General features: G+C 55.5%; 14 protein-coding genes. 13 read left to right on the top strand and 1 reads right to left on the bottom strand.

What is annotated here, in order from left to right; translation table 11 throughout:
- The first annotated feature begins 13 nt into the window (after positions 1 to 13).
- From DKB62_RS01740 to DKB62_RS01715, 6 genes are all read left to right on the top strand, one after another.
- Complete coding sequence (locus tag DKB62_RS01740; RefSeq protein ID WP_107195920.1) at positions 14 to 7990, top strand: filamentous hemagglutinin N-terminal domain-containing protein; 7977 nt, start codon at positions 14 to 16, stop codon at positions 7988 to 7990.
- A gap of 316 nt (positions 7991 to 8306) precedes the next feature.
- On the top strand, positions 8307 to 9422 hold the full coding sequence (locus DKB62_RS01735; protein WP_232818784.1) for an MBL fold metallo-hydrolase: 1116 nt from the start codon (positions 8307 to 8309) through the stop codon (positions 9420 to 9422).
- A gap of 139 nt (positions 9423 to 9561) precedes the next feature.
- Entirely contained in the window at positions 9562 to 10122 is a 561-nt protein-coding gene (lepB, locus tag DKB62_RS01730; protein WP_087477065.1) for a signal peptidase I, read from the top strand.
- 155 nt (positions 10123 to 10277) lie between these two features.
- Positions 10278 to 10772, top strand: a complete 495-nt coding sequence (locus DKB62_RS01725; RefSeq protein ID WP_107195922.1) for a QueT transporter family protein — start codon at positions 10278 to 10280, stop codon at positions 10770 to 10772.
- Entirely contained in the window at positions 10769 to 11263 is a 495-nt protein-coding gene (gene queF / locus DKB62_RS01720; RefSeq protein WP_107195923.1) for a preQ(1) synthase, read from the top strand. The genes DKB62_RS01725 and queF overlap by 4 nt, the downstream gene beginning before the upstream one ends.
- 85 nt (positions 11264 to 11348) lie before the next feature.
- Complete coding sequence (locus DKB62_RS01715) at positions 11349 to 11735, top strand: hypothetical protein (protein WP_087477062.1); 387 nt, start codon at positions 11349 to 11351, stop codon at positions 11733 to 11735.
- 92 nt (positions 11736 to 11827) lie between these two features.
- Here DKB62_RS01715 and DKB62_RS01710 read toward each other — a convergent pair whose 3' ends face one another.
- On the bottom strand, positions 11828 to 12934 hold the full coding sequence (locus DKB62_RS01710) for an acyltransferase (protein WP_107195924.1): 1107 nt from the start codon (positions 12932 to 12934) through the stop codon (positions 11828 to 11830).
- Between the two features lie 97 nt (positions 12935 to 13031).
- Between DKB62_RS01710 and DKB62_RS01705 the strand changes: the two genes are divergently transcribed.
- From DKB62_RS01705 to DKB62_RS01675, 7 genes are read left to right on the top strand one after another with little or no spacing between them, the layout of a single operon-like run.
- Positions 13032 to 13553 carry an ECF transporter S component gene (locus DKB62_RS01705; RefSeq protein ID WP_107195925.1) on the top strand — a complete coding sequence of 174 codons (522 nt, stop codon included), beginning with the start codon at positions 13032 to 13034 and terminating at the stop codon, positions 13551 to 13553.
- Between the two features lie 28 nt (positions 13554 to 13581).
- Positions 13582 to 13980, top strand: a complete 399-nt coding sequence (locus DKB62_RS01700; RefSeq protein WP_087477059.1) for a DUF3592 domain-containing protein — start codon at positions 13582 to 13584, stop codon at positions 13978 to 13980.
- A 27-nt stretch (positions 13981 to 14007) separates the two neighbouring features.
- On the top strand, positions 14008 to 14640 hold the full coding sequence (gene folE / locus DKB62_RS01695) for a GTP cyclohydrolase I (RefSeq protein ID WP_107195926.1): 633 nt from the start codon (positions 14008 to 14010) through the stop codon (positions 14638 to 14640).
- Entirely contained in the window at positions 14628 to 14990 is a 363-nt protein-coding gene (gene folB / locus DKB62_RS01690; RefSeq protein ID WP_107195927.1) for a dihydroneopterin aldolase, read from the top strand. Before folE ends, folB begins: the two co-directional genes overlap by 13 nt.
- The gene (gene folK / locus DKB62_RS01685; RefSeq protein ID WP_107195928.1) at positions 14983 to 15462 is read left to right on the top strand and encodes a 2-amino-4-hydroxy-6-hydroxymethyldihydropteridine diphosphokinase; all 480 of its coding nucleotides are present in this window, start codon (positions 14983 to 14985) and stop codon (positions 15460 to 15462) included. Before folB ends, folK begins: the two co-directional genes overlap by 8 nt.
- Before the next feature lie 15 nt (positions 15463 to 15477).
- Positions 15478 to 16143: a response regulator transcription factor gene (locus tag DKB62_RS01680; RefSeq protein WP_107195929.1), complete on the top strand. Its 666-nt coding sequence runs from the start codon at positions 15478 to 15480 to the stop codon at positions 16141 to 16143.
- Complete coding sequence (locus DKB62_RS01675; protein WP_107195930.1) at positions 16140 to 17684, top strand: sensor histidine kinase; 1545 nt, start codon at positions 16140 to 16142, stop codon at positions 17682 to 17684. Before DKB62_RS01680 ends, DKB62_RS01675 begins: the two co-directional genes overlap by 4 nt.
- The last annotated feature ends 100 nt before the right edge of the window (positions 17685 to 17784 follow it).

The raw sequence follows: 17784 nt of genomic DNA, 5'->3' as shown, positions 1-17784 counted from the left end.
GAGGAAGTACCATATGAATACCTATACGAAATATTATTACTTAAAGCGCCGCATAGTCCTGGGCCTGTTGGCCGGCGCGACGGCACTGTACGCAGCGCCCGAAGCCTATGGGGCCGCGGCTGTCGTACCTAATAACGAACTGCCTGCCGGCGGGGCGTCTGTCTTGGGCGGCCATACGGGATTAAATCAGAATGCCGGTACGGCGACGAATCCGGTCATGAATATCCGTCAGAACGGGAAAACCGGCGTCATTACCTGGGACAGCTTCAACATCGGGGCCAACGCCGTCGTCAACTTCTCAGCCGACGCGGCGAATTTCAATACGCTGAACTACGTCAAGGGTAGTATAGAGGCGTCGCAGATTTACGGTACGATTAACGCTGCCGGCGGCAATATCTACGTCGTCAATCCGGCTGGCGTGCAAATCGGCCCGAGCGCCCAGATCAATGCCGGCGGCCTGCATGTGTCTGCTGCCGGTCTGACAGATGAGATGCTGAGCCGTATACAGGCCGATACGAATATGGAAGAGTTCATGAACGCCGCCCAGGACTGCCATACCGACGCCGAGCTCATGAGCCTCGGTAACATCAACGCCGGCAGCGTCTCCTTTGAAAGCAACGGGCGCATTGTCATCGATACGGAACGGGTGCGCAGCGAAGACAATAAAAAGAACGAAGGTTTCGTCGTCAGGGCCAGCGACGCCAGCCGCGTGCTTTTAGGCTACGACGCCTACGATGAGGCAAATCACACCTATGCAGACAAGGACAAGACCTTTGCAAATGTCCAGGTAAACGGCGAAGTACAAGGTGTCAGCGGCTACATGTGGGTGGAAGACGCCAGGCAGCTTCAGGCGATGGACACCAATCTCGGCGGAAAATATGCCCTGCGCAACAGCATTGACGCTACGGGGACGGCGGCCTGGCACGACGATGACGGCGATACGGTACGCGAGGGCTTTAAGCCTGTCGGCGTCGGCGCAGATGGAAAGGTATCCGTCAGCACTGCAGACGGCGCGGCCAAATACGGCTTCTACGGCGCCTTCGACGGCCTGGATTACAACATTTTCGGCTTGACGATCAACCGGGGCGATACGGATAACGTCGGCTTGTTCGGCGTATCCCATGACGCCGATATCAGCCGCGTTACCTTAGTCGGCGGCAGCATTACGGGCCGTCATTTCGTCGGCAGCGTCGCCGGCGCAGCCGTAGGCAACACGCATATCCGCTATGGAACGAACAGCGCAGCCGTTACAGGCCATAGCGACGTCGGCGGCATCGTCGGCTACAGCGGCGGCACCGTGAAGAATGCCGGTGAAGCCAACCGCTCGGCAGACGTCAAGACCGACGCGGCGTTTGACCATCTCGTCAACATGGGGACTATCCTCAGCAAGGGCAGCCCAGACGGCAGCGGCAGTAACGTCAGCAATGCCGGCGGCCTGATCGGCTATTTGTACCACGGCGATATCAAAGGGACGAGCTATAATATCGGCGACGTATCCGGCGAAGGGTACAACGTCGGCGGCTTAGTCGGCCATGCCGTCCTTTCTGAGATCGGCAACGACCATGCCGCAGATGGCCGTGTCTACAACGGCCTAGACGTGACCGGGGCCTATAACGTCGGCGGCATCGTGGGGAATATGGAAGGTACGACGGTACAGCATGCAGAAAACCATGGCGATGTACATGCAGAAGGCTATGCGACAGAAGACTATACATATCATTCCTATAATTCCCCATCTAAGGGAAAAACAGTAGCAGTGCAGGCTGCAAATGTCGGCGGCATCGCCGGAACCAGCAGTACCTATGACGGCGATGGGATACCGCAGGACAGCCGGCTTCGTCAGGTCCTGAATGATGGAAATATCAGCAGTCATATCCAAGAGGGTCAGGATTTCTTCACTGCCGGAAATGTCGGCGGCATTGTTGGCAAAGCGGTGAATACGGATATTACCGCTGTGAGAAACCGGGAAAATGCCGTCCGCGGCGCTCATAACGTCGGCGGCGTTGCTGGGTACTTCGGCAGCAGTTCAGCCAGCGGGACGTATACCATTGCGTCTGGATTGAATGACGGCGGCGATATCATGGCGACGGGGGCGCGCAATGCAGCTGGGTTTGTCACTGAATTGGTGCGCGATAATACCTCGGAGGGTACAGAAACAACTATTATCGGCAATATGGGAGGCATAGCCGGGTATTTGAACGGCGGCAATGTATATGTGACCCAAAGTGCCAATAGCGGCTCGGTTCATTCGCTGCCGATTGCTTCGAAGGAGGCTGTCAGTAAGGCCAGTAAAGCCGGCAATACCGGCGGCATTATCGGCAAACTGGATCGGGACAGTACCAAACCACTGGATGACATAAAGCGCGATACGGCAGCGGCAGCTGTCAGCGAAAGCTATAATAGTGGGAATATCCGCGGCTTTATCAACATCGGCGGCGTTGTCGGCATGATGTTTAATGGTGAAGTCGCTGATTCTTATAACTTAGGCACCGTCAATATGACAAGAACAGCTAGCCCTGATGATAATTTGCCTGCTGCTAATATAGGCGGTATTGTCGGCGATACGACGGAGAGCGGTAGTGCAGCTAAGGCTCTGTTGTATAATGTATATAACAAAGGAGAAATCGGCGATAAGACCTATACCTATTATGCCCGCCACGTCGGCGGCGTTGTTGGCCGCCTAAACGGCATAGTAGATACATCGTATAATGCTGGCGATATATATAACGGATATAACGTAGTCGGCGGCATTACTGGATTTTTTTATGGTGGGAAAATTCGGAATTCCTTTAATACGGGTAATGTAACTGTAGTGAACAATGATTCTACCGGCAATCGTAGCGGTACCAGCTCGGTTGGCGGCATAGTCGGAGCGGGTTCTCGTTCCAGTACTTCAAGACTCATAGAGAGTGCATATAATTTAGGCACGATTCGCAGCTATCAGGGAAAGAATCGTACGATAGGCAATAATTCTGTTGGCGGTATTATTGGCCGTGGTCCTGCCACGTTGACCAATGTATATACGACAGGAAATTTATATGCCGCTGACGCTGATGGCAATTCCACTACAATAGGCTTAGGAAGTTTGTATGGCACAGGAACTGGTGGTGATAGGGCAATTGTAACTAATGGTAGCGGATATTACATTGCGCCGCAGGATACATCGATATTTACCGATCTCAATGATAAGCAAGGCACCAGAATTGCGTATGCAGATCGGCAATCGAAGGATTTCTATAAAAACTTAAACTTTTCGACAGACTGGCGCATCTACGAAGGCCAGACCACGCCGATTTTAAATGCCTTCATGCCGAAGTCGGCGGAGTATTTCGGCGATACGGCGGCTCATCCCGATAGGATGAAGGGAATAGACACGGTGCAATACGGTACAGCCTATGATCCCCTGCTGACCATCGTCAGGGCGAAGCAGGATGTAACCTTTAACTGGAGTGATTTAGGTCTGTCTGGCGAAGGGCGGCTGGCCGTATACGGCGGCGGCCTGACCTTGAATGGCGTCGATACGGCGGCTGATGCGGCATATTACGGCGGCCTGCTGTACAGCGACGGTGCGCTGACGCTGAATGCCAAGGACGGAGCCGGCCTGGGGCTGGGTACGGGTGCGGCCTTGTACGGCTCATCTGTTTCCTTAAATGCTGACGGAACGGTTACGGTATATGGCGACGTGACGGCGACGGGCAATGGCGGAAAAGGCGATATTGCCATTACAGCCGGCGATGTGGACGTATACGGTACGCTGACCTCGGCAAAGGATGGCGAGACTCTCACGATTCCCGGTCTCGCAGCGGCAAGCGACGGCACCTGGCAGGCCGGAACGGTGGATATTGTATCTGACCCGCGTCAGGACGTAAATTCTATAGGAAACTGGTTTGCTTACACGACGAATAATCCGGCGATGAAAAACGGTGATATCACGATTACAGCTGGTACGAAAACCGTCAATGGCCAGACTGAGTCTATCGGTCAGGGTCATGCCCACCTCTATTTCGGCAATAAGCAGGATGGCCTGATTACGACGCAGGGCAACCTGACCGTAACTGGCCGGGGCGACGTATTCGTCGACAGCGACTTGGCCCTCGGCGGTAGCCTGACCTTGGAAAGCACAGGGGAACACAGCGAAGTCGTCCTCGACATTACCCATATCGGCCAAGTGCAGGCCCGACAGGGCACTGCTGCGGATTCGGTGACAGGGCTTAGCCAGTTTATGGATCATTTCAGCGATGCCAATGGGCCTTCCATTGCCTTGAATGCAGCATCGGGCGATGCGAAATTTGCTGTCGACTTGTGGGATGAAACGGCTGGAAAATATACCTTTGAAAAATTTGGCAGCCAGTTTGGGCTTAGAGATAAATTCAATAGCATGAATGCTGCTGTCAACGGGCAGTCGATTGCACAAGAAGAAGGGGTCCATACTAATAACTTCATGTACCTGTGGGTAAATAGTGCAGAACAGCTGCGGGGGATTCAAACGTTTTATAAAAATGGACTTGATGGCGGCAGCAACGATACGGAGGCCCTCCACTACAACTACGCCCTGAAGCAGGACATCAATGCCAGCAACCTGACCGGCTATACGGCTATCGGTACTGGCAGCGACGGCTACATGGGGACCTTCGATGGCCGGGGCCATCATATTATCGGTCTGGATGCGGCGAAAGGGTCTGACGGCAATGTGCAGTCTGTGGAACACGCTGGTATCTTCTCGCAAATCGGCGCGTCCGGTACGGTGAAAAACGTTAATATTTACAGCAGTACCTTTGACGGTACGGAAACGGCTGGAGCCGTAGCCGGCGTGAATGAGGGCACGATTGCGCAAGTCAATACCTTTGGCAATACCATCAGCTCCCAGGGCAGTGCCGGCGGCATTGCCGGCATCAATCGGAACGGCGACGCTGCCTTTGATGAAGCTGCCGGAGCGGTTGATTTCAAGCGAGGGATTTACGACGTAGAAGCTGTCGGCAGCGTTATTGCCAAGGGCGGAGAAGCGATAGCCGGCGGTATTGCCGGTACGAATGAAGCTGACGGCGTCGTCGATTTCAGCTACAGCAACAGTGCCGTCACGTCAGATGGTACGGCTTCAAGCGGCGGCCTGGGCGGCGTCGTCGGCTATAATACCGGCGGCGTGTACCGTATCGATTCCTTGGGCGTGACCAATGGCGGCGACTCCGGCAGCAGCAACGTCGGCGGCGTCATCGGCATCAACGACGGGACGATGTACAACGCCTACAACGAAAGCATTATCAGCGGCGAACAAAACGTCGGCGGCATCATCGGCATAAATCACAGCGGAAAGACCGTTTCCAACGTCGTCAACGCCGCCAATATTACGGGGACAGCCGACAGCCAATATGTCGGCGGCCTCATCGGCGATAACAGCGGCATTGTGCAGAATGGCCGCAACAACGGCGAAATCACCGGTCAAGCCTACGTCGGCGGCCTGGTAGGCATCAATCAGCAGGGCGCTAAGATGGAACGCATTGTCAACGACAGCTCGGCGGCCATTACAGGCGACAGCTATGTCGGCGGCATTGCCGGCAAAAACGTCGGCACGATTTCCGCTGCCGGCGACGGGCAGGGTGCGGACGGGCCGCTCCTGGTCAACCGCGGCAAGATCACCGGCCGTGAATATGTCGGCGGCGTAGCCGGAAGCAACGAAGACGGCGGCGTCATCGAAAATACCCGCATCGACGGCACGCTGGAAAATATCAAAAATACCGTCGAACTGCACGTCAAGCCGGGAAGCGGCGACGCCCGGTACTTCGGCGGCGTGGCCGGAATCAATCAACGTGGCGCGACCATTACCAACGCCATGACTGAGGCCGAGGTGTACGCTGACGGCGCGACGTACGTCGGCGGAATTGTCGGCTTGAATGAGGGCGCACTGGCCGGAGAGGTCGGCAATGTCAGCAACGTCATAGGCAGTGATTTCGTCGGCGGCGTAGCCGGGGAAAATCAGGCGGACTTCAACGGCCTTACGGCGTCCAATACGGGCGAAGTGAAGGCGACGAAGGGCGGAGCCGGCGGCCTTTTCGGCCAAAACGGCGGCGCTATGACGGATTCCAGCTTGATCAATAGCGGCACCGTCGTAGGGACGACGGGTGCGGTGGGCGGCCTTATCGGCACCCATACTGGTACGGTTTCCCGCTCCCAGGCAGTGAATACCGCTGGGGCCCAGGTCGCAGGCCAGCATACTGTCGGCGGACTTATTGGCGACAACCAGGGGTCGATTTCCGGCGGCCGCGACGACAAAGGCGGCTATTACAAGTATCAGGTCTACAACAACGGCGTCGTCAGTGTCGGCACGTGGACGGATGCCGATGGGGATAAACTCGTTGACGCAGGCGAAATCCATACGGGCGCTGCCGGAGAAAATATCGGCGGCCTCGTCGGGATGAACCGCGGCGTCATAACGGCAGCCTACAATACCGGCGCTGTCGATGCGGCAGGAAGCGTCAATGTCGGCGGCATTGCCGGCAGCAACAGCGGCACGGGCAAGATCAATCAGGTATTCAGCCATATTATGACGGCTGACGGTACAAATGAAGCGGTACAAGGTAAGACGAATGTCGGCGGTATCGTCGGGGCGAATAGCGGCACCGTGTCGAACGCTTACAGCGCAGGCGAGGCAAGGGGAGATGGAGCAGTCGGTGCTGTGGCCGGCGACAATACGGGTACCTTGGCTAATGTCTACGGCACAGGGACGCTCGTCGGAGCGGGAACGGCCGCCGGAAATGGCTACGACCTGTCGGATCCTTCGTTCCAGCAGACGAAGAAATCCTCCTATGGCGGCTATGATTTTGCCTATACCTGGCGGATCTACGACGGCAGCAGCACGCCCCTCCTGAAGGTATTCCTGACGACCTTGACCATGAAGGACAAGGCTGTCGTGGACGGCAAGGCCATATCTATTGACGAATACCTTGGCCTGACCTATACTGGCCGGGAGCAGGATTTGGACATTCAGAATCTTATCGCCAAGGGCTTTCTTACCGGCCCCGACGGCATGGATGCGCCCTTTGCGGCTTACGACCATACGACGGCTTCTGCTGATGACAATGGAAACGGCAGCCTGCTGTACAATGCGAAGGGACAGATTGAAGCGAAAGACTACACGGAATGGCTGGCTTCGGCTCAAATCAGCCGCGGCCATGGCGAATCCTTTGCTCCTAATAACTTAGGCTATGATGTCGCCTGGGCGTCGGACAACGGCAAGATTTCTGTAGACAAGGCGACGCTGGACGTGACCCTCGATGATATTTACCGTATATACGGAAACGGTCAGATGCATGGAGGCGGAGCCGGCGGCCGCATCGTGCCGGACTACCAGGATTTCCTTCACCTTACGGCGACGAACGGCAAGGGGAGAACCTTGGACGTGCAGGGCTTTGACGATGATATGCGGCGTATTCGGGACCGTCTTGCCGTCGCCGACGGCGCGGCAGATGGTATCGGCAGCCTGCGGCAGACGAACGACGCCGGCAGCTACGATTGGAGCGTCACCTTCGACGCTTCGGTTCTAGGCAATTACAAACTGAAGGATGCGTCGTCCCTGACCGTAACGGCGATAGGCAAATCGCACGTCGCGCCGGCAGCTCTCACGATCCGCGCCGATGACCTGACCATTCCTGTCGGTATGCCGGCACTGTATACCGGCAGCGTATCGCCCTTTGTCAACGGCGACGTTTTCGGCCCTGTCGTCTTCGGCTTGTCTGCCAGCGATACCTCTAAGGAATATCGGCCGGGGCGGTACGCCGGCGTCATCGGCTTCCAATACGGCGGCGCCTTCTACGGCCAAGGATCGGACTTGTCCGGCCTCTTCGTCGGCAACTACGACATCCGCCTGGAACCGGGCGATCTTACCGTCACCGACCGCATCGTGCCCGATATCTACGACGCGCCCTTCGGCCGAAAGGAAGACTTCCGCGAACGAAAAGCGGAAATCTGCTTCGTCGACGGCGGCATGGAACTCTAATGGTATATGGCAATACAACTGGACGCCTGCAATGCAGGCGTCTGTTTTTCAGAAACTTCAGAGAACACGCTGACGTTGCAGAGAATGCGTCCCTTGCGGCGGCAGCGTGTGTTGCTTCTATTTTAGTATGCTGCCGGATTGTAGTGTACGACGGCAATTTCCGGTATGATGCTGCCGGCAGCATAGGTTATGAATTTCGAGAAGCGTTCCCTGTGTTGTTTCGTCAAAATTGTATGTGCGGTGAAAAGTAAAACAGCTTGACTTAAACTTCACTCTAACGAGTATAATGAAATAAAAACGCAGAAATGGAGCATAGATGATGAACAGACGACAGTTTTTAAAAGCTATGGGAATCGGCGCAGCCGGCCTGGCTCTCGGCGGTACGTATTATGTAAACCGGCCGGAGTTCGGCTGCCTGCCGACGGGGAAACGGCGGGAGCGCATCTTGGCCTCGCCTCATTATTACGACGGGCAGTTTCAGAATTTGGAGCCTATCGACCAGACTGTCAAAGGGGGAGAAGCCAAGGCTATGGCCGAGTTCCTTTTCGGCAGCTCCGAGGGATTGAAGCCGAAAGGACGGATGATTTCCCAGAAAACGGACCTGCATTCCCTGCCTCTCGACGAGGACTGTGTCGTCTGGATGGGCCACTCGTCGCTGTACCTGCACCTCGGCGGCTATCGCATCCTTGTCGACCCGGTGTTCAGCAGCTATGCTTCGCCGGCCTTTTTCATCAACCGGGCCTTTGATGGCAGCAATGTCTATGCGGCTGCTGATATTCCCCCTGTGGATGTACTGGTTCTGTCTCATGACCACTGGGATCATCTCGATTATCTCAGCGTCATGGCTTTGAAAGACAAGGTGAAGGACATCGTCTGCCCCTTGGGCGTCGGCGAGTATTTCGAGCAGTGGGGATTCGACATGGCCCGCGTCCACGAGGAAGACTGGTATACGGAAATTCCTCTGGCCGACGGCCTGACGGTGCATGTTCTGCCGAGCCAGCATTTTTCCGGCCGCCTGTTCAAGCGCAATCAGACCCAGTGGGCCGGTTTTGCCTTCATTACGCCGGGGCGGCGCGTCTATGTCAGCGGCGACGGCGGCTATGGGAGCCATTTTCGCCATATCGGCGAGACCTTGGGGCCTTTTGATCTGGCTGTCATGGAAAACGGCCAGTACAACGAACGCTGGGCCCGCATTCATCTCATGCCGGAGGAAGCGGCCCGGGCGGCTGTCGACGTCGGCGCGAAGGCCATCTTATCCGTGCACAACGGTAAATTCGCCCTGAGCCGTCATCCCTGGGCTGAGCCGTACCAGCGCCTGTCGGTTGCCAGCATAGGCAAACCGTACCGGCTTCTCACGCCCAAAATCGGCGAAACCGTCCGCATCGGCGACGACAGGCAGACCTTTTCGGCATGGTGGGAGCAGATGGCGTGAGCGGCGTGCGGCGTTGAGGATGCAAAGGAATCATCCCTGGTCGGCCCGGCGCGGTTATGACGATAAATGTATGCCGTCTCATCTTGCTTTTGATGCCTCCCTTTGTTACAATAAATGCAGTGCATAAGGAGGGTTTGCTGTGAATACAATTTTGCATGAAGTATATGAGTGGGTATATTCCATTATCATAGCGTTGGCCATCGCGATGGTCATTCACATTTTCTTTTTCCAGCCGACGCGCGTGTCCGGCGAATCAATGGTACCGACGCTTCATAACGGCGAATACCTCATTGTGTCCAAGCTGGGGCACGTCATGGGCGATGTGCCGGATTACGGTGATATCGTCATCATCGACAGCCGCGTGCTGTACGAACGGACCTGGAAGGACGATGTGACGGAGCCTATGAATAACTACCTGGCCTTTTTCAATCATGACTTGCAGACGAAAAACGTCTGGGTCAAGCGGGTTATCGGACGGCCCGGCGATACGCTGGCCTTCCGCGACGGCAAGGTATGGCGCAACGGCGAGCCCTTGGACGAGCCGTATATCAACGAGCCCATGAATTACAGCCGCAAGGACGAAATCAAGATTCCCGAGGGCTACGTGTTCTGCATGGGGGACAACCGCAATCACAGCAGCGACAGCCGCTTTATCGGTCCCGTGCCTGTGGATCACGTATTGGGCAAGGTAATTTGGTAGTACCATAATTTCACAAGACAGTTCGCAATCCATCCTGTCGGTAAACAAAACTAGGAAGCTGTACATGACATGAATTTTTATGTATGTATGCCGACGGGTTTGCCTTTGGACAAGCCCGTTTTTTAATTGTAATGAAATGAAGGGAGGCGGCGCTGATGTATAATTTCCTGGCAAATACGAAACGCATGACTATGTCCAGTATGGTCATTGCTTTGTATATCGTTCTGCTGTATGTGACGCAGGGCGTTTCCTTTGGCCCCTATCAAATCCGAATCGCCACGGCCTTGTATGCATTGGCTTTCGTGTACCCCTTCCTGGTCGTGCCTATGGGGATTGCAAACTTTGCCGCTAATTTCTTGTTTGGCGGCCTGGGACTGCTGGATATGGCCGGCGGCTGTCTGGTCGGCTGGCTGACGACGTGGCTCATCGTGCAGGTCCGCCTGCGAGGATGGAACGTCTGGCTTGCGGCTCTGCCGATCTGGTGGGTTCCGTCGCTGGGCGTCAGCCTGTGGCTGTCCTACTTATTTGGCCTTCCCTACGGCATGCTCGTCGCGTCGTTGTCGGCAGGACAATTTCTGCCGGCTCTCTGCGGCGTATTTCTCATCCACGCCTTGACCAAGGCATATCGTGTCAATAAGGAGCATATATGAACAGAACAAGTGAAGAATTAAGCCAGCTGGCTTCGTTGGGGAGTCAGCATACGACGTATCGTCAGGATTATGACCCGGGACTGCTGGAAACCTTTGACAACAAGCATCCCGGCCGGGATTATTTTGTCAAATTCAACTGTCCGGAATTTACCAGCCTGTGCCCCAAGACAGGCCAGCCTGACTACGCGACGATTTATATTTCCTATGTGCCGGACCAAAAGATGGTCGAAAGCAAGTCGCTGAAGCTGTACCTATTCAGCTTCCGCAACCACGGCGATTTCCATGAAGACTGCGTCAATATCATCATGGACGACTTAATCTCCCTCATGAACCCGAAATACATCGAGGTGTGGGGAAAATTTTTGCCCCGCGGCGGCATCAGCATCGACCCGTACTGCAACTATGGCCGCCAGGGAACACCGTGGGAGCAAGTAGCCTGGCAGCGCCTGTCCCAGCATGATTTGTATCCGGAAAAGGTAGATAATCGTTAAAGCCGCCGGGCCGCGTCTTCTTTTTTTTCGGCGTTCATGGTATAATCATCTTATTAGTAACTGTAATAAAGGATGGTGCATACAGGTGAAAACAAAAAAAATCGTACTGGCTCTGGCTATGACCTTGGCAATCTCGGCGACGGCGTTCGCAGCGAAAGATAATATGTGGCAATACAATAAATACACGACGATTGATATGGATTCGGCAAAGATTTCCTATGACATGGGCCGTGAAGTATTGACCTTTGAAACTATCGAAGTGGCCGGCGATACGACGGACTACTGCACGTATGTCTACAACGTAGACGACCAGACGATCCAGCTCAAGGAAATGGTAACCAAGACGAAGAAGAGCAAATACAAGAGCAGCTTCTATCCCGAAGATATCAAAGACGGCAACAGCGTCATCAAAGCGCGGGCCCGCATGGCCAACGACGTATTGGAAAAGGTACGTCAGGAACGCCGGAAATAATTCAGCGGCCCTTCTTACATACGTGTAAAAACTCCCCGTTACGGAATGCAGGCGCATTCGCGGCGGGGAGTTTTATCGTGTCAGGGGCAGTTTTATTTGCCTTTCAGGCATACCGACAGCCAGCGGGGCAGGGAAAGGTTCATGATGACGGCGGAATAGGCCGCAGCCAGGCCGGCTACGATGAGGTAGATGGCGAGGATATGGACGGCCCGCAGGTACAGGTGGAAATGGGCTGCCAGACCGGTGCAGGCGCTGAGGAATACGGGATGGACCAGGTAAATGGGATAGGAATAGTTTCCCAGCATAGACAAGAGGCGATGCATGACCGGAGGAACGGAATGGCATTCGAGCCAGTACAGGAAGAAGACAATCGTCGTGACCGTATAGACCATGCCGACGGGGCTGAGCTGGTGGACCGTAAAGACGGCGGACAGGACGTCGTAATGGAGGTAATCCATGACGCCGTAGTAGGCGGCCAGCATGCCTGCCGTAGCGGCCAGCTGCAGGACATTGATGAAGACGCCGTGTCGGCTGATCCAATCGACGGCTCGTTGGAAATGCTCGGCTATAAAGGCGCCGAACATGAAAATGAACAGGTAGTGGAAGACGACGTAGTTCAGCCGGTATACGAAGGCGTCGTGCAGGAACGGCGAGTCCGTCGGCGCCGTCCAGATATAGCTGGAATAAAAATTGAAGACGACGTTGGCCGCGAACAGCAGCGTAAACGACGCGAGAGGCGCCTTTTCCATCTGCTGGAGCAGACCGCGCCAAAGCGGCATGAGAAGGTAAAACCACAGCAGGATGACGAGAAAGTAGATATGATACATGGCTAGGCCATACCACAGGGTTTTCACGAAGGCCAACGGCTGAAACAGGTTGAAATTGTGGCTGAGAACGGATACGTACAGCATGTAAAACAGGGACCAGGCAATATAGGGGACAAAGACCGTCCGCAGGCGGCGGCGCAGGTAGTCTTTGTAGGAAAAGGGCTGGTTCAGGGGCTGGCTGCAGAACATGCCGAAGGCCGACAGGAAGAAGAAGGCCGGTACGGAAAACCGCGACAGGATTTCCAATACGGCGACGAGCCACAGATTAGGCGTCGGATTGGCAATGGCCACGGAGCCGACGTGAATGCCGATGACGCCGAGCATGCACAGGCCGCGCATATAATTGATGGAATGAATAAATCGCTTTGACATTAGGCACCTCGAAAGATACAATAAGATGTGTATAGTATGGTATAATAAAAAGACGTATTTATTATATCAAATTTTGACGCATTAAGCAGGTATCAGTATGAATCAATCTATGACGAAACGCATCACCCGGACGGGCCTGCTGCTGGCGGCGACGCTGATCTTGCAGGGGCTGCGGCTGTTTATTCCCGTGCCGCCGCAGGTCAGCATGTTTGTTATCGGCTCTCTGGTCAACGCTTGTCTGGTGCTGGCAGTATGGAGCGTCGGACGGAAAGCCGGTCTGGTCGTGGCCTGCGTGACGCCTGTCTTTGCCTGGCTGGAAGGGATGCTGCCCTTTTTGCCCTTCATATTTCCCGTCGCGGCCGGAAACTGCGCCTTTGTCTTCGCCGTCGATGGGCTGCGGCGGTTTCGCGCGGCCGGTTTAGCTGGCGCGGCGCTGTGCAAGGCCGCCGTCGTGTACGGCTCTTTTTATGTCTTGTTCAGCTATGTGGAATTTCCCGCTGCCGTACGGCACATGATACTGCTGGTCATGAGCTGGCCTCAAATCGTGACGGCCGCAGCCGGCGGCGTGTTAGCCTATGTCATTGTCAAGCGCTTGCCCCGTCTGGAAGGACCGCACTGATACCTGTCGTTTTAGGAGGAACGCATTCATGAGCATATTTTATTACCTGCCGGCTCTCATCGGCATCGTGTTTATCATCGTCGGCACCTATCACGGCTGGAAGCTCCGCCGCCTCGTCGGCCGCTGCAAGGCTGCTGCTACAGGTACGCTGCTGGGCTTTGAGCAGCAGAAATCGAAAAGCGGCGACCGGTATTTTCCCGTCGTCGAGTTCAGCGACGGCGAACAAACCTATCGGGCCCGGTATGGCTTCGGCTCGCCTGAATGGGATATCGTCGCCGGCGACGAAGTGGATTTGCGCTACAACCCGGATAATCCGGAAGAAATTTATTTGTATCACAAGCAGAGCCTGCGGCAGCAGTATGCCAGCCCGTTTTTCGTGATTGTCGGGGGGCTGATTTTTATTTTCGCTTACTACTATCTTTTGTAATATATGAGGACGGAAAAGGAGGAGATTATGACGACAATGACATCATCCTATCCGGTCAATCCTGAAGCCGTGCAGGCTATGAAACAATTTTTGGAAGCCTTGGGACTGGATTTGACGGCCTTGGGCATGGAAAAGACGCCGTACCGCGTCGCTGAGGCCTTCAGCCAGTTTTTTTCCGGCCTGCGGGAAAATCCTGACGACGAGTGGGCCGCTCCGATTCTATCGCAGACGAACGGCTTGGTAGCCGTCCGCAATATCCGCTTCCAGTCTATGTGCGAGCACCATCTCCTGCCGTTCTTCGGGACCGCCCATATTGCGTATTATCCCCAAGACGGGCGCATTGCCGGCTTCGGACATTTTGCCCGGGCCGTCGGTGTCCTGGCCCGCCGCCCGCAGCTGCAGGAACGGCTGACTGAGGACTTATGCCAATCGCTGTGCCGGGGACTCCAGCCGAAAGGAGTGCTTGTCGTCGTCAAGGCAACCCATCTGTGCCTGATGATGCGCGAAGGCATGGCTGCCGACGCCGACATCGTCACGGCGGCGACCAGCGGCTGCCTTCAGGCCGGCACGAAGGAATACGACCAGGCCTGGAAGCTTCTCATGGGCGATGCCGGAGCCGGTACTATACTGATGAAAGAGGAAGAATCATGGACACCATAACCATAAAGGGAATGCATTTTTACGGCTATCACGGCTGTCTGCCGGAAGAACAGCGGACGGGACAGCCCTTTCACGTCGACGCCGTACTGTACGCCGATTTGTCAAAGGCTGGGACCAGCGATGAGCTGAACGATACGATTGATTACAGCAAGGTGTATCAGCTCGTACAGTCTATCGTAGAAGGCCGGACGTACCGGCTCATCGAACGGTTGGCTGCGGTCATTGCCGACGAGGTGCTGGCCGCTTTTCCTGTCGACGCCGTGCGCGTCGCCGTGCACAAGCCGCAGGCTCCGATTGGCGGCCCCTTTGACGACGTGGCGGTGACGGTGGAAAGGAGACGTCATGGCTAGATTTTATATCAGCGTCGGCGCAAATCTGGGCGACAGGGCACAGAGTCTGCGCAAGGCTATCGACTGCCTGCGCCGGACGGAGGGCGTCGCTGTCGCAGCGGTGTCGCCGTGGTATGAAACACCGCCGTGGGGCAAGACGGACCAGCCGGCCTTTCTTAACGGCGCAGCGGCCGTCGACGCAGACATGAGCGGACAAGAACTGCTGGATATTTGCTTATCCATCGAGAAAGAGCTGGGCCGGGTGCGCCATGAAAAATGGGGAGCCCGGGTCATCGACATCGATCTCGTGTACAGCCCGGATGAGCGGAGCTGTACGGAGACGCTGAAGCTGCCCCATCCCTATATGCTGGAACGGGCCTTTGTCCTCGTGCCGCTGCGGGATATTGCTCCGGATTTGATCCTGGAAGGAAAGACTATTGACCAGTGGATAGACGACCTGCCTGATGCCGGTCAGGTCAAGCCATACGTGTAAAAGGGGGAAAGCGTAGTGGAAAAAATATTGATTGCCGACGACGAGCAGCTCATGCGCCAGCTTGTCGTAGATTTTCTCCAGCCCGAAGGCTATGAGCTCATTGAAGCGGCCGACGGCAAGGAAGCGCTGGAGCTGTATAAGAAGGAACATCCCGACTTGGTCCTTCTCGACGTCATGATGCCGGGCTACGACGGCTGGACTGTATGCCGCGAAATCCGCCGCGAATCGGCCGTGCCTATCATGATGCTTACGGCCAAGGGCGAGGAAATCGACCAGCTCTTTGCTTACGATTTGGGCGTCGACGAATATATTACCAAGCCCTTCAGCCCGAAAATCCTGGTGGCAAAGATTAAGGCCCTCCTGCGGCGCGTCCAGAAGGAGCAGGAAGTGCAGAAGATTGAGGACGGCGTGTCTATCGACCAGGAAGCGCGCCAAGTCGTCCTAGACGGCAAGAACATCGATTTGAGCCCGACGGAATACAAGCTGCTGACCTATCTGGTCAGCAACGCCGGCAAGGCATTGAGCCGCCGTCAGATTCTCAATAAGGTGTGGAACTACGATTATTACGGCGATTTGCGCACTGTCGACACACATATCAACCGCCTGCGCATCAAGCTGGGCGATAAGGGAAAATACATTCAAACCGTCCGCGGCTACGGATACCGCTACGATGCCAAATGATGCGCCTGTCCCTGCGGGTACAGTCGGGCATGTACGTCCTCAGTTTTACCCTGTTTTTTATCCTGACCCTTATCGGAGCGATCGGTTTCGGGTTTAACCATTATTTTTACGAAAGCAAAAAAGACGCCATGATGGAGGCAAGCCGCGAAATCGGCCGCATTTACGCCGAGCAGGGCCGGAATGGAGAAGAAGCCATCGATATGGTCAGTCAAAATATCGGCGTAGACGTGCTCATCGTCGACGACAGCCAGCTCGTATATTCGTCGCGGCCGAGCCGCCGCGTCTGGGTCAGCCCGCCGAAGATGGATGAAAACGACGTCGTAGTCGTCGTCGGCAAGGAAACAGAAGCGCAAAAGCACGACGCCAACACTCAGATGCCGCAGCATATACGGGAGCTGACGGATTTACTGCACGGCCGGGAGCCCGACGCGGCGACGATCGGCAAGGTTCGTTTTTATGAGCGCGATAATAATTTCCGTTATTTCGACCTCGTGACCCGTATGGACGACGGCGCGTACCTGCTGATGATCTGTCCGCTGGCGCCTATGCAGGAAAGCATCTACCTCGTCCAGAAGTTCATCGTCACCTGCGGCATTATCTGGCTCATCATCGCCGCCGTCGGTACGGTGCTCCTGACCAACAAGATGACCCGGCCCCTACTGGAGCTCAAGAGCCTGTCGGCGGCCATGACCCGCTTGGATTTCACCAAGAAGTGGCAGGGGAAGCGGACTGATGAAATCGGCGAGCTGGGCACGAGCCTCAATATCTTGTCAGATCAGCTGAACGAAGCCCTGACGGCGCTGAAGCAGTCGAACGAAGAGCTGCAGAAGCAGCTCGACAAGGCCAAAGAAGTCGAACACATGCGCCAGTCCTTTATCTTCGCCGTGTCTCATGAATTGAAGACGCCTCTGGCGATCATTCAGGGCTACGCCGAAGGATTGGACAGCCTGCACATTGACGAGGCGACGCGGCAGAAGTACTGTCATGTTATCCAAAGCGAGACGGTCAAGATGGACAACCTCGTCAAGAGCCTTCTGAACCTGTCGCGGCTGGAAACGGGGTCTTTTAAATTAGAAAAGACGGCCTTTGATTTCGCCGCCCTGACGGATGAGGCGAAGGAGCGCTTCGCCAACGCCATTCACAAGAAGGGCATCCATATGGAATGGCACGTGCCCGATGAAATGACGGTGTATGGCGATCCGGAGCAAATCGACATCGTTCTCAGCAATTTCCTGAGCAACGCCATCGATTACACGCCTGACGGCGGCAGGATTGCCGTCAGCTGTAAAGAGCAGGAAACGAATTACGTCGTCAGCGTATATAACCAGGGAATTCAAATTCCCGAAGAGTACCAGCCCCGTATTTGGGAGCCCTTTTACAAAGTCGACACGGCGCGAAGCCGCAACGTCCGGCGGACCTTCGGCGGTCACGGCCTGGGACTGGGCATCGTCGCCGCCCTGGTCAAGCTTCACGGACAGCAGTACGGCGTGCGCAACGAAGCGGACGGCGTGACCTTCTGGTTTACCATTCAAAAAGGATAATGATTGCAACGAGCCCGGCTGCGTCCCTGCGGCCGGGTTGTCGTATATATTGCCGCGGAGGCGGAAAAGGCGGCCTTTCGTGTATTTATCTGGATGCCGT

Source organism: Megasphaera stantonii (assembly GCF_003367905.1).
Classification (GTDB): domain Bacteria; phylum Bacillota; class Negativicutes; order Veillonellales; family Megasphaeraceae; genus Megasphaera; species Megasphaera stantonii.
Note: the sequence above shows the minus strand (reverse complement) of the source record. Positions and strands in the feature narration are given on the sequence as shown.